At 63.0% G+C, this 12,863-nt stretch carries 13 protein-coding genes, 2 tRNA genes and 1 other RNA gene; 7 read left to right on the top strand and 9 right to left on the bottom strand.

The annotated features are described in order from the left end of the window. Positions 1 to 13 precede the first annotated feature (13 nt). Complete coding sequence (locus HUV48_RS04130; RefSeq protein ID WP_176266470.1) at positions 14 to 343, bottom strand: I78 family peptidase inhibitor; 330 nt, start codon at positions 341 to 343, stop codon at positions 14 to 16. Next, positions 340 to 1,692 (bottom strand): ABC1 kinase family protein, encoded by a 1,353-nt coding sequence (locus tag HUV48_RS04125; protein ID WP_176266469.1) that lies wholly within the window; start codon positions 1,690 to 1,692, stop codon positions 340 to 342. The genes HUV48_RS04130 and HUV48_RS04125 overlap by 4 nt, the downstream gene beginning before the upstream one ends. 190 nt (positions 1,693 to 1,882) lie before the next feature. On the opposite strand from HUV48_RS04125, the gene HUV48_RS04120 reads away from it, so the two are divergent. Further along, positions 1,883 to 2,467: a hypothetical protein gene (locus HUV48_RS04120; RefSeq protein WP_176266468.1), complete on the top strand. Its 585-nt coding sequence runs from the start codon at positions 1,883 to 1,885 to the stop codon at positions 2,465 to 2,467. 183 nt (positions 2,468 to 2,650) lie between these two features. Here the strand turns inward: HUV48_RS04120 and HUV48_RS04115 are convergent. After that, positions 2,651 to 2,727 (bottom strand) — tRNA-Pro (locus HUV48_RS04115). A gap of 104 nt (positions 2,728 to 2,831) precedes the next feature. Here HUV48_RS04115 and thyA point away from each other — a divergent pair. The 5 genes from thyA to HUV48_RS04090 all read left to right on the top strand — a co-directional run bounded on the left by thyA (position 2,832) and on the right by HUV48_RS04090 (position 7,778). After that, on the top strand, positions 2,832 to 3,776 hold the full coding sequence (gene thyA, locus HUV48_RS04110) for a thymidylate synthase (RefSeq protein WP_176266467.1): 945 nt from the start codon (positions 2,832 to 2,834) through the stop codon (positions 3,774 to 3,776). Between the two features lie 111 nt (positions 3,777 to 3,887). Next, the gene (locus HUV48_RS04105; protein WP_176266466.1) at positions 3,888 to 5,192 is read left to right on the top strand and encodes a 3-methyl-2-oxobutanoate dehydrogenase (2-methylpropanoyl-transferring) subunit alpha; all 1,305 of its coding nucleotides are present in this window, start codon (positions 3,888 to 3,890) and stop codon (positions 5,190 to 5,192) included. Next, positions 5,189 to 6,250: an alpha-ketoacid dehydrogenase subunit beta gene (locus tag HUV48_RS04100; protein WP_176266465.1), complete on the top strand. Its 1,062-nt coding sequence runs from the start codon at positions 5,189 to 5,191 to the stop codon at positions 6,248 to 6,250. Before HUV48_RS04105 ends, HUV48_RS04100 begins: the two co-directional genes overlap by 4 nt. A 6-nt stretch (positions 6,251 to 6,256) precedes the next feature. Further along, complete coding sequence (locus HUV48_RS04095; protein WP_176266464.1) at positions 6,257 to 7,588, top strand: dihydrolipoamide acetyltransferase family protein; 1,332 nt, start codon at positions 6,257 to 6,259, stop codon at positions 7,586 to 7,588. Positions 7,589 to 7,701: 113 nt separating this feature from the next. After that, positions 7,702 to 7,778: transfer RNA gene (locus HUV48_RS04090), tRNA-Asp, on the top strand. Positions 7,779 to 7,842: 64 nt separating this feature from the next. Here HUV48_RS04090 and HUV48_RS04085 read toward each other — a convergent pair. The 6 genes from HUV48_RS04085 to HUV48_RS04060 all read right to left on the bottom strand — a co-directional run bounded on the left by HUV48_RS04085 (position 7,843) and on the right by HUV48_RS04060 (position 10,591). Further along, positions 7,843 to 8,625, bottom strand: a complete 783-nt coding sequence (locus HUV48_RS04085) for a DNA-formamidopyrimidine glycosylase family protein (RefSeq protein ID WP_176266463.1) — start codon at positions 8,623 to 8,625, stop codon at positions 7,843 to 7,845. 41 nt (positions 8,626 to 8,666) lie between these two features. Next, positions 8,667 to 8,894, bottom strand: coding sequence for a DUF2842 domain-containing protein (locus tag HUV48_RS04080; RefSeq protein WP_176266462.1), 228 nt, complete (start codon positions 8,892 to 8,894; stop codon positions 8,667 to 8,669). Next, positions 8,894 to 9,481, bottom strand: a complete 588-nt coding sequence (locus tag HUV48_RS04075; RefSeq protein ID WP_176266461.1) for a 5-formyltetrahydrofolate cyclo-ligase — start codon at positions 9,479 to 9,481, stop codon at positions 8,894 to 8,896. Before HUV48_RS04075 ends, HUV48_RS04080 begins: the two co-directional genes overlap by 1 nt. Positions 9,482 to 9,713: 232 nt before the next feature. Continuing rightward, positions 9,714 to 9,881: non-coding RNA, 6S RNA (ssrS, locus tag HUV48_RS04070), on the bottom strand. A 33-nt stretch (positions 9,882 to 9,914) separates the two neighbouring features. Next, positions 9,915 to 10,391, bottom strand: a complete 477-nt coding sequence (locus HUV48_RS04065; protein WP_176266460.1) for a cell division protein ZapA — start codon at positions 10,389 to 10,391, stop codon at positions 9,915 to 9,917. Next, positions 10,388 to 10,591, bottom strand: coding sequence for a hypothetical protein (locus tag HUV48_RS04060; RefSeq protein WP_176266459.1), 204 nt, complete (start codon positions 10,589 to 10,591; stop codon positions 10,388 to 10,390). The genes HUV48_RS04065 and HUV48_RS04060 overlap by 4 nt, the downstream gene beginning before the upstream one ends. A 255-nt stretch (positions 10,592 to 10,846) precedes the next feature. On the opposite strand from HUV48_RS04060, the gene tkt reads away from it, so the two are divergent. Further along, positions 10,847 to 12,856: a transketolase gene (tkt, locus tag HUV48_RS04055; RefSeq protein ID WP_217906657.1), complete on the top strand. Its 2,010-nt coding sequence runs from the start codon at positions 10,847 to 10,849 to the stop codon at positions 12,854 to 12,856. Positions 12,857 to 12,863: the final 7 nt, after the last annotated feature.

The raw sequence follows: 12,863 nt of genomic DNA, 5'->3' as shown, positions 1-12,863 counted from the left end.
TCTGGCTCGCGTTCTAACCGCAGCGGAAGCGAACGGCGCGGTCCTGACGGTCGAGTTCGATATTGATCCGGCCAGTCAAATAATCCATCGAAACAGGATCGCCGGGCCGGATGACCCGAACCTCTTTCGCGCCGGCGTCGTCAAAGGCCGCGTTCTTCATGGCATCGGAATAAGGTTCGCCGACCCAGTGCTGCATTGCCGCGGGCTTACAGGCGGCGAGTGCGTCCTCAAACAACCGGACGTTGCGCTCCGCTTCGCTCAGCGGCGCATCGTCCTCGGCTTTCTGCGGCGTGGTGCAGCCAAGCGTAGCCGCTGGTAGCAGCAGAGCCGCGAGCAACCTCACGCTTCGTCTTCCGGAGCAGGGTTCTCGGCGAGCACTTTCGTTACGGTGCGGCGCAGGTCGACTACCGCTTTGAGGCGCGCTCCGAGCAGTGCAGTGCCGCTGATCTTACGCTGCACGAACAGGGTTTCGACGGGCGGTACGTGCCAACTCTCGCGATCCTGCGCGATTTCCATGCCCTCGTCGCGCAGGATCGGCACGAAAGCGCGATCGCCGAAGTCAAATGTCTCCTTACTCGCAAGTTCGGTGACGATGATGTCGACCATCCGCTCGATCCGCTGGCGGTGGCTGTCGACGGTGCTCTGCTTGACGAAGCCTGCCGCGACCGCTTCGCGCAGCGCCGTCTCGCGGTCCTGAGCCAGTCCGGCTTCGACGAGCTTGCGGTAGGAGGCCGCAATCTCTGGTGCGACATCGCGCGTCGCGCCGAAGTCGAGCAGCACGATCTCGCCGGTCTCGGGCCGGTAGCGGTAGTTGGCGAAGTTCGGGTCGGTCTGCATCACGCCGAATGCGAATAGCTCGCGCGCGACGAGATCGAGCTGGCGCGAGAACACCGTATTGCGCACCTCTGCGGGTTCATCCGCGAGGCTTTCGATCGGCACGCCTTTCTCGAACGACATCGCGAGCACCTTGCCGGTGGTGAGTTCGCGGTGAAGCTCTGGGACAACGAACCCGTCGATGCTTCCGAGCATTGCAGCATACCGCTCCATCTGCTCTGCTTCGCGAAGGTAATCCGCCTCTTCGTGCAACTGCTCTTTCGCGGCGGCAAGCAGAGGAACGATATCGAGCTCTTTCGGCAGCAAGCCCGACAGGCGCAGCAAGCCTGCGACGTTGTCCACGTCGCTGTCGATGCTGCGCGCGACGCCGGGATACTGAACCTTGATCGCCAGCATCTGGTCGTCCCGCAACAGGGCGCGGTGGACCTGCCCGATCGAAGCGGCGGCGATAGGGCGCGGCTCGAACCGGCGGAACTGCTTGCGCCAGTCCATGCCCCATTCGTCCGCCAGCACCTTGTCGAGCTGTTTTGGCGGCATGAAGCTCGCATTGTCGCGCAGGCGCGCAAGGATGTCGGACAGCTCCGGTGGCAGTACGTCGCCCGCATCCATGCTGATCATCTGGCCGAGCTTCATCGCTGCGCCGCGCAGATGCGAGAGCCGGTCGGTGAGGCGTTTCGCATTGCCGGGCGTAAGCAGCATGTCCTGCATCCGCGGCCGCTCGCCGGCAGAGATGCGCCGCGCGCCCTCGGCCATCATGCCCCCGGCGACGCCTCCTGCGAGACGGCCGAAGCCGGACAAGCGAGAGAGTCGCCCCGATGGCACGGCGCGGTGGCGGTTCTTTTCGTCGCTGTCACTCATGACAAGGATATGGGGCGCGGGCGTGGAGGCGCAATCGCCTGAACGCATAGAGGCGATTGAAAGGACTTAAGCTGATGCCGTCGCGCCGAGCGCTAAAGGATCGTCAGCTTTAGCAACCTTTTCAACAAATGCAGACTGTCTGCTTATGACCCGATTGCGGCCATCCCATCAGTCTACTAGCCTGCACTCAATGGCAGAGAAATCCGGCAGGCAACGTGCATTTGGTTGCGCCATCTTGGCAGCGGCGATAGCTATTGCTGCCGTCACCCTTACCCCAATAGGTCCGCTCTTTGTCTATGGCTGGCTGGTGCCAATAATCAGCCCGGCAATTCCGAAGCCAGAAAGCGTGCCTTCGCGGGCGGGCGCGCAGTTTCATTGGAAGGGTTTCGGCCTGGTCTGGTATTGGGAGGATCGCCTGACAAACGGATGTGCACGCTGGTTTGCAGCCGAGGGGCCAAGCGGGCCAGTTCGCGGACTGGATGTCTTCGAGGGCGTTGCAGGCTGCGATGGCGGAGAGAGGACCATCAGCCGCCTATCTTTTGAAAACCACTCGATATTCGGGAATGGCGCAAACGATTGGCCTTACGAAGACTGTCCTTTTGATCTCAGCTCTGCGTCCATCAGAAAGCATCTCGCACATATTAGCAGTTTGAAAGCCGCAAATTCAGGAGAAATTGAGAACCGGATGCTCGAGGAAATGCAGTTGGAGATCGAACAGATTGAGCGGGTTGGATTGCGTGCCCAGCAATACGGTTGCAGGCTTGGCGCCGGATAAAGGTCAGTCCGCTTCCCACCCCAATTGCAGACGTTCGTAGCACGGTCTCGCAAAACCGGATCAAGCCATCGAAGGTTCAGCGCTTCGCGGTAGCGTAGGTCTAAAAGTTTCGAGAGTTGGACGGCGTTCATCCGCCCCGGCGCGTCTGGATCACTGATCATTGCTTCAAAGAATGAACAACAATGGTCGGGAAGAGAGGATTCGAACCTCCGGCCCCCGCCTCCCGAAGACGGTGCTCTACCAGGCTGAGCTACTTCCCGTGCCCTGACGCTGAAGGCATTGTCATGCCGTCGCGATAGAGGCGGGCCTATAATCGTGACATCGCGGGGTGGCAAGCGCGCTTTTGCAACCTATACCCCGGCGGATGGCCAACGCCCCGATTCCCGCCGATACGCATCCCGAGCAGCAGTATCTCTCGCTTATGCAGCAGGTGTGGGACGAGGGCAGCGAGCGGAGCGACCGCACCGGCATCGGCACGCGCTCCATCTGCGGAGCGATGCTGCGCTACGATCTGGCGAGCGGGGCAATGCCGCTCATCACTACGAAGCGAGTCTACTGGAAGACCGCGACGCGCGAGCTTCTCTGGTTCCTCACCGGCGAAACCAATATCCGGCCGCTCGTGCTGCAGGGCGTGAAAATCTGGAACGAGTGGCCACACGCCCGTTACGTAAAAGAAACCGGGGACGAGATCGCGCTGGACGAGTTCGTCACGCGCATCGCCGAGGACGAGGATTTCGCGAAGCGTTGGGGCGATCTTGGCCCGGTCTACGGCAAGCAATGGACCAATTGGCCGACCTATCGCTACCGCAAGGACGGTCTTTATGAGAAGGGCGAGGGCATCAACCAGGTCGCCGAGGTCGTGGAATCGCTTCGCACCAATCCGGGCAGCCGCCGGCACATTATCGAAGGCTGGAACGTGGCGGAGCTGGACCGGATGGCGCTGCCGCCGTGCCACAAGACCTACCAGTTTCACGTCGCGGCGGGGCGGCTTAACTGCCTGCTGTATCAGCGAAGCTGCGATGTGGCGTTGGGCCTTCCGTTCAACCTTTGGTCCGCGGCGCTGCTGACGCGCATGATGGCGCAGCAGACTGGGCTGGAGCCGGGCGAACTTGTCTGGATGGGCGGCGACGTGCATCTTTATCTCAACCATCGCCACCTGATCGAAGAGCAACTGTCGCGGGAACCGCGCGGCAGACCATCGCTTGAAATAATACGGACGCGCGCGTCGATCTTCGAATACGAAATCGGGGATTTCGCCGTTCGCGACTACGATCCGCTGCCGCCAATCAAGGCACCGGTCGCGGTATGAACGGTCGCGGTTGACCCCAGAGACGTGTTGAAATAAAATAACGCCGCCGCGAAAGATTTCTAAAACGAGGCGGCCCGCGATTTCGAGTGTCGCCAAGGGAGAAAAGCGCGCATGGCCGATCGGCCCGACAATTCCGCCTTCGATGGCAGCAACAAGCCGCAACTTGCGCTGCACGTGCCGGAGCCCAAGTATCGGCCCGGCGATACCGTCGATTTCACCGACCTCAACGTACCGCCTGCGGGTGAGCAGGCTCGCCCGGACGAGACCTGCGACCCCAAGGAAACCGCGCCGCTGTGCCATGACCTCGTGCGCGTGCTCGGCGACGACGACAAGGCGCACGGTCCGTGGGACCCGAAGCTATCGCCCGATGTGCTGCGCACCATGCTCGGCCATTTCGCCACGGTCCGCGCATTCGACGAGCGGATGTTCCGCGGGCAGCGGCAGGGCAAAACCAGTTTCTACATGAAGTGCACCGGCGAAGAGGCGACCAGCGTCTCTGCGGCGATGGCGCTCGCATCGGACGACATGGTGTTCCCCTCCTACCGTCAGCAAGGGGTGCTCATCGCGCGCGGATATCCGCTGATCGAGATGATCAACCAGATCTACTCGAACAAAGGCGACAAGCTGAAGGGCCGCCAGCTGCCGATCATGTATTCGAGCCGCGAGCACTCGTTCTTCTCGATCTCCGGCAATCTCGCGACGCAGACGCCGCAGGCCGTGGGCTGGGCGATGGCGAGCGCGATCAAGGGTGACAGCCGGATTGCCGCCACCTGGCTGGGCGAGGGCAGCACTGCGGAAGGTGACTTCCACTCGGCCTGCACCTTCGCGGCGGTGTATAATGCACCCGTTATCCTCAATGTTATCAACAACCAGTGGGCAATCTCGAGCTTCAGCGGCTTTGCCGGGGCAGAGCGGACGACGTTCGCCGCACGGGCGCTCGGCTACGGGCTTGCCGGGCTACGCGTCGACGGCAACGATCCGCTGGCGGTCTATGCCAGCCAGAAATGGGCCGCCGACCGCGCGCGCGCCAATGCCGGGCCGACCCTGATCGAATATTTCACCTACCGGGCCGAGGGGCATTCGACCTCGGACGACCCGAGCGGTTATCGCAGCGCGCAGGAGCGCGAGGAATGGCCGCTTGGCGATCCCGTCATGCGCCTCAAACGCCACCTTATTGCGCTGGGCGAATGGGACGAGGACCGGCAGGCGGAAATGGACGAGAACGCCGCCACCCACGTCAAGCAGACTACAAAGGAGGCCGAGAAGAACGGCATTCTCGGCCACGGCCTTCACCATCCCTTCCGCACCATGTTCGAGGACGTGTTCGAGGAACTGCCCTGGCACCTTAAGGAGCAGGCCGAGCAGGCTGTGCACGAGCGCGAAGTCAAGTTTCCCGAAGGATTGCCGAACCGATGAGCGAGACTGCGCAAAAGGATGCCAAGACCGCCGACAATGATGTCGAGCGGCGGCTCAACATGATCGAGGCGATCAACGACGCGCTCGATATCATGCTGGACCGCGATCCCGATGTGATCGTGATGGGAGAGGACGTCGGCTACTTCGGCGGCGTGTTCCGCTGTACGGCGGGACTGCAGGAAAAATTCGGCAAGACCCGGGTGTTCGACACGCCGATCTCCGAATGCGGCATCATCGGCGTGGCGGTCGGCATGGGCGCCTACGGTCTGCGGCCCGTTCCGGAAATCCAGTTCGCCGACTACATCTACCCTGGTCTCGACCAGCTTATCTCCGAAGCCGCGCGGCTGCGCTACCGCTCGGCGGCGGAATATATCGCGCCGCTGACCGTGCGCTCGCCCTTCGGCGGGGGCATCTTCGGCGGTCAGACGCACAGTCAAAGCCCCGAATCGATCTTCACCCATGTCTCCGGTCTGAAGACGGTCATTCCCTCGACGCCTTACGATGCGAAGGGGCTGCTGATCTCCGCGATCGAGGATAACGACCCGGTCATCTTCTTCGAGCCGAAGCGCATCTACAACGGCCCGTTCTCAGGCTATTACGACAAGCCGGTCGAGCCCTGGAAGAAGCACGAGCAGTCCAAGGTTCCGGAAGGCTACTATTCCATCCCGCTCGGCAAAGCGCGCACGGTGCGCGAGGGCGGCGAGATGACCATCCTCGCCTACGGCACGATGGTTCACGTGGTCGAGTCGGTCGCGCGCGAGAAGGGCGTGGATGCGGAAATTCTCGACCTGCGCACGCTCGTTCCGCTCGACATCGAAGCGATCGAGGCGTCGGTCAGAAAGACCGGCCGCTGCATGATCGTGCACGAGGCGACCCGCACGTCGGGTTTCGGAGCGGAGCTTTCCGCGCTGGTGCAGGAGCGCTGCTTCTACCATCTCGAAGCGCCGATCGCGCGTGTGACCGGCTTCGACACGCCCTATCCGCATAGCCTCGAATGGGCCTATTTCCCCGGTCCCGTCCGCATCGGCGAGGCCATCGACAAGCTTTTGAGCGAGTAATCCTGCATGACCAAGTTCACCTTTAATCTGCCCGATATCGGCGAGGGGATTGCCGAAGCCGAGATCGTCGAGTGGCACGTCAAGGTCGGCGATACGGTCGAGGAAGACGGCCAGCTTGCGGACATGATGACCGACAAGGCGACGGTCGAAATGGAAAGCCCGGTGTCTGGCACGATCGTCGAAGTCGCTGGCGAAGTCGGCGACACGGTAGCGATCGGCTCGATGCTGGTCGTGATCGAGGTCGCGGGCGAAATTCCCGACGAGGTCGCCGAGGAGAACGAAGCGGCTGCGGAAGCGGCGCCGGAAAACGGGGAGGAAAAGCCCGCGCCGGCACCAAAAAGCGACACTGTCGAAGAGCGGATCGAGGTCGAGAATTCCGACGCTTCCGATGCCGATGATGCGATGGCGGCCGATCCAGAGCCCGCGCCGAAGCAGCCGACCGGAAAGGCTCCCGAGCCGCGCCAGGCGGACCGCAAGGTGCTCGCCTCTCCCGCCGTTCGCAAACGCGCGAAGGATCTCGGCATTGACCTGGGCGAAGTCAGCCCGTCCGAAAGCGGGCGGGTACGGCACGGCGATCTCGACCAGTTCCTTTCCTACAACTCGGCTTTCACCGGCGCGGCGAAGACGCGCCAGGACGAGACGCAGAAGGTCATCGGAATGCGCCGCCGCATCGCCGAGAACATGGCCGCCTCCAAGCGCAACATTCCCCACTTCTCCTATGTCGAGGAAGTGGACGTGACCGCGCTCGAAGAAATGCGCGCCGACCTCAACGCCAATCGCAGCGACAAGCCGAAGCTGACGATCCTGCCGCTGCTGATTACGGCGATCTGCAAGACGCTGCCCGAATTCCCGATGATCAATGCCCGCTACGATGACGAGGCGGGCATCGTGACGCGGCACGGCGCGGTTCACCTCGGCATGGCGACGCAGACCGATGCAGGTCTGATGGTCCCCGTGATCCGCGATGCGCAGGCGAAGAACCCGTGGCAGCTCGCGCGCGAGATCGTGCGGCTTGCCGAGGCGGCGCGCGAGGGCAAAGCGAAGTCGGAAGAGATGCAGGGCGGCACGCTGACCGTGACCTCACTCGGTCCGCTTGGCGGGGTCGCGACCACTCCGGTCATCAACCGGCCCGAAGTCGCGATCATCGGTCCGAATCGCATCATCGAGCGGCCGATGTACGTGCCCGACGGCAATGGCGGCGAGCGGATCGAGAAGCGCAAGCTGATGAATATCTCGATCAGCTGCGACCACCGCGTCGTGGATGGATACGACGCTGCGAGCTTCGTTCAGAAGATGAAGAAACTCATCGAAACGCCGGTTTTGCTGCTGTCGGATTGAGCATATTTCGGGCTGCCGACAGGCAAGGCGAATTTTGCTTCGCTGCGCCATTGACAGCCCTGCCGCGCTGCCTTAGTGGCGCGGTTCCCAAGAGGCGCTACCAGCGTAAATGCGCGGGTGTAGCTCAGTTGGTTAGAGTATCGGCCTGTCACGCCGAGGGTCGCGGGTTCAAGTCCCGTCACTCGCGCCACTTGGGACCTTTTCTTTCTTGCGAAGCATTGAGCCGCGGCATTTGCCCGCGGCGTGTCGCGCACTTATTCCTGATGCGTGTCGCAGTGATAGGCGCTGCGACCGCCGATGGTCTGCTTCACGATCGAGCCGCTGCATAGCGAGCAGTCAGCACCGATCTTACGGCCGTGGATTAGCCAGTCGTTCGGCAGTTCGCTGTAGACCGCATGCACCTTCAGCACCTGTCTGAGAATGTCCTGAAGCGCGCCGTGCATCTCCGCCAGCTTGGCTTCGGAAAGGTCGGTGCCGTCCCGGTCGGGCAGTATCCCGGTCCGATAAAGTACCTCGTCCGACCAGAGGTTGCCGACCCCGGCGAGCTTGGTCTGCGATATCAGTGCGGATTTGACCGCCCCGCGCGAGGAACCGATCGCTTCGGTGAACTCCTCGCAGGTGATCTTTAAGGCATCGGGGCCGAGCTTTTTGTCGGCGATAAAGCTTTCCGGATCGTCGATGACGGTCAGTGAGCCGAGTTTCCTCGGACAGCGAAACGCCAGCCGCCGGTCGCCCTCGAACGCAATCAGGAACTTGGTGTAATCGGGCGGATCGTCCGGCGCGTCGAACGCGACGAGCTTGCCGGACATGCCGAGGTGGACGACGATCCACGGGCCGGTCTTGCTGCCCGCAAAGATGTATTTCCCGTGCCGTGTGGTTTCGGTGAACTGGCGCCCGATAAGCCGGCCGCGCTCGTTGTCCCCCGGCAAATCGATGTAGCCCGTATCGCTGCCGAGCTCGGCGCTTTCGATCGTGCGATTGAGACACTGCTCCTCGATCACGCGGCGGGCCTGATCGGATTCGGGAAGTTCTGGCATATTGGGCGAACGCGGGCGCACTCGCCGCAGTTCCAAGGAGACTATTTCCCTGGCGCGCTCCAGCGGCCGGTTTCCATCCAGATGAGAAAACGCCGAAGCGGCAGCAGCCACAGCACGCCGAGTACGATGTAGACGAGTGTTTGCGCCAGCGCCGGCCAGTCGCCAATGATGCTGGGTGCGTAGCGCGCGATGACGATGCCGTAGATTGCGAGGCCGACCAGCAGGCCGAGAATGCCTACCGGAATGCGCCAGGTCGGTTCGGTCCGCATCAGTGAAGCGTCTCCTTTGCGAAGGGCCCGTACATCCGTGTCGGCGTGATGACGGCATCGAGGGCGTAGTCATGCGCTTCTAAGGGAAGATCGTCCACCGCCTGCACGTCCCAGCCAAGCCCGATGGCGAGCGTGTCCGGGTGCGCTTCGAGCCAGCGGTCGTAATGACCGCCGCCCTGGCCGAGCCGCGCGCCGTCTCGCGTGAAGCCGACGAGGGGTACGAACAGCACGTCCGGGATCATCGCCGCGGCTTCTGCCGCGGGTTGCATCAGGCCGAACGGTCCGGGTTCGAGATCGCTTTCTCCAAAAGGTTCGGTGAAGGCGGCAAAGTGCATATCCGCGCCGCGCGAGAGGAAGCGCGGCAGGGCCAGAGAATGGCCGCGCTCGGCGAAGAACCTCGCGTAATGCGCTGCCGGGGCCTCGTGTGGGTTTGCACGGTAGAGACCGATAGTCGCGCCCTCCGGAATAAGGTCCAGGATGGCGGCCGGGGGACGCAGGAACAGCAGCGCGCGGATGCCTTCCGGCTGCGCGGCGACGTGCTCGCGCCGCGCGCTACGCAGAGTTTTCCTGAGTTCGTCCTTGGTCATCGCCTTCTCTGCTTTCGAACTAATAACGGGCCCGCTGACCCGCAAGGCCGACCGGCCTCCCGCAGCAAAGGGGCCGCGCGAAAGCCAGTGCGCTCAAGCAGCGAAGCGGTAGCGCGAAAGCCAGTGCGCTCAAGCAGCGAAGGGGACGCGCGAAGCCAGTGCGCTCAAGCAGCGAAGGGGACGCGCGAAGCCAACGCGCTCAAGCAGCGAAGCGGTAGCGCGTAAAAAGAGTGGCGGAACCACCATGGGTCGTTGCCAGGAGATCCTCTGACGCCTTCACGTCAGGTGGGCGCCGTATACCCCGGCCTTCCGGGCGAACCGGCAAACCAGGGCAGGGACAGCTCCCTAGGATTGCTTATAGCCTCAGGGATGTTCAATGGCTCGTGCCGGGCAGTCCCGCCGGTTACCGATGTAAGGTGCGAGAGCACTGCGCTCAAGAGGCTACGGCGGTTTTGTTGGTCTCCAGCCGCTCGGCCGTCTGTTCGAGATCGGCGGCGAGGGTTTCGAGCTGGTCGGCGAGCTTGCGTTCCTGCTCCGACAGCGCGCGGTTTGCCGCCACGCCGAAAGTCAACGTCTCGGACCCCGTTTCGGCATCTTCCAGCTTCTTCTCGAGCTTCTCGCGCGCTTTCTTTTCCTGGCGGACTTCCTCCTGCAGGCGGGCCAGCTTCTCCGCGTAGCCTTCCGGCTTCTTGGACGAACCGGGAATCGAAAGATTCGCCTCGTGCAGTTCGTCGGCCAGGACGAGGGCTGCGAAAAGGAGGTTCTTGGCCTCGTTCTGCGGCTGCGTCGCACCGAGTTTCGTCAGGCGCGCATCGACGATACCGGCCATCTTGGTGACATGCGCTTCTTCGCCATCGGCACAGTGAACCTTGTAGCGGCGACCGCCGACGGAAAGATTGAGAGAGCTCATTCCTCCAGCCTTTCAATGAGTTCGTCTAGCCGCGCAAGACTGCGCGTCACCTCCGCCTGCAAGGCGGCATGACGTTCCGGCAGATCGGCGAGGTCGTGGGGAGGGGCGCCAGCACCAGCTTCCGGCACCTCCGCAGCGGAAATGCGCTGGCGTGCGCGTTCGATGCGCGCGACCGCGTCCCAGATCCTTTCTCGGTCCATGCGTGCGGATTTACCAAGAATTGCCTTTTGCGGCAAAATCTTCGCGGCGCCTGTTCACAGCTATCCACAACTACGCGGCCCGCCCGTATGGTTTGTGGACACACGAAGCGAAGCCTGCGGGCCACCGGCTTGACCTGAAAGGCGCTGTCCGCGAAGGCTTTGGCGCGTACCGCGAATCGTGCCGATGGCCATTGGCGGCGTCCATTTTCTGCGAACAGACGGGCGGCAATGGGCGCGCCTGCCGGAGCACCACAGATGAATTCCACCACAGCGGCTTTCTCGGACCTAGCCAACGCCATTCGCGCGCTCTCCATGGATGCGGTGCAGTCAGCGAATTCCGGGCACCCCGGTATGCCGATGGGCATGGCCGACGTTGCTACCGTGCTGTATTCCGAGTTCCTGAAATTCGACCCCTCTGCCCCCGACTGGGCGGACCGTGACCGCTTCGTGCTGTCGGCGGGGCACGGATCGATGCTCGCCTACGCGCTGCTGCACCTGACCGGCTATGCCGAGCCGACGATCGAGGACATCCGCAACTTCCGGCAGCTAGGCAGTCCTTGCGCGGGCCACCCGGAGAACTTCCTGCTCGACGGCGTGGAGTGCACGACCGGGCCACTTGGACAGGGTCTCGCGATGGCGGTCGGCATGGCCATCGCGGAGCGGCATCTCAATGCGAAGTTCGGCGACGATCTGGTAGATCACCGCACCTGGGTGGTCGCCGGCGACGGGTGCCTGATGGAAGGGATCAATCACGAGGCGATCGGGCTTGCAGGGCACCTGAAGCTCAGCCGGCTCAATGTTCTCTGGGACGACAATACGATCACCATCGACGGTACGACGGCGCTTTCGACGAGCGAGGACATCGCCGCGCGCTACGAGGCGACCGGCTGGCACGTCACGCGCTGCGACGGCCACGATCCCGAAGATATCCGCCGGGCGCTCGCCGAAGCGCGGGACAGCGACCGGCCTTCGCTGGTCGCCTGCCGCACGATCATCGGCAAGGGCGCGCCGAACAAGCAGGGCACTTCGGGCGTTCACGGCTCACCGCTCGGCCCGGACGAGATCGCGCTGGCCCGCGAGCAGCTCGGCTGGGAATATCCGCCGTTCGAAATTCCGCAGCACATCGCAGCCGGCTGGCGCATGATGGGTGAGCGGGGCAAGGAAACGCGGCTTGCCTGGGAAAAGCGCCTGAATGCGGACAGCGACGCGCGCGCGGCGTTCGAGAACGGCACGTCCAGCGGCAGCGATCTCGCCGGTCCGGCGGTCGAGCACCTGATTGCCGAACTCGCCCGAGAGCCGCAGAAGGTGGCAACGCGCAAGGCTTCGGAAATGGCGCTCGGCGTGCTGACCGAGGCGATCCCGAACATGATCGGCGGCAGCGCCGACCTGACCGGTTCCAACAACACGAAGACCAAGGCCACCGATCCGCTCACTGCCGACAATTACGGCGGGCGTTACATCTATTACGGCATTCGCGAGTTCGGCATGGCCGCCGCGATGAACGGCATGGCGCTTCACGGCGGCATTATCCCCTACGGCGGGACGTTCCTCATCTTCAGCGACTACTGCCGCAACGCCGTGAGGCTGTCGGCCTTGCAGCAGGCGCAGGTCACTTACGTGTTCACGCACGATTCCATCGGTCTCGGCGAGGACGGACCCACGCATCAGCCGGTCGAGCAGGTGATGAGCCTGCGTCTCATTCCCAACCTCAACGTCTATCGCCCGTGCGATGCGATCGAGACTGCGGAATGCTGGGCGCTCGCGATTGCGAGTCCGAAGACGCCTGCCGCCCTTTGTCTGACCCGCCAGAACCTGCCGCAGATGCGCGGCGAGGGCGATGCCGACTGGAGCGCCTCGTCCAACCGCTCGGCCAAGGGCGCGTACCGGCTGAAGGCGGCAGAAAACACGCGCAAGGTCATCCTGCTTGCGACGGGCAGCGAAGTTCATCTGGCAAGCGAAGTCGCCGCGAAACTCGAGGCGGAAGGTATCGGCGCGGACGTGATCTCAATGCCGTGCTGGGAGCTTTTCGAAGAGCAGGACGATGCCTACAAGGCCGACCTTCTCCCGAACGTCTCGCCGGACGAAATCCTGCGGGTCTCGATAGAGGCAGGCGTAACGCTCGGCTGGGAGCGCTACACGATGGCGAACGGGCTCAACATCGGTCTCGACCGGTTCGGCGCATCGGGACCGGCGGAAGACCTGTTCGAGAAATTCGGCTTTACTGTGGACGCGATCGTGCCGCAGATCATGAACAAGATTAAATAATTAGCAG

This window comes from Qipengyuania atrilutea (genome assembly GCF_013370205.1).
Lineage (GTDB): Bacteria > Pseudomonadota > Alphaproteobacteria > Sphingomonadales > Sphingomonadaceae > Actirhodobacter > Actirhodobacter atriluteus.
This window is presented reverse-complemented; position numbering and strand designations above follow the sequence as displayed.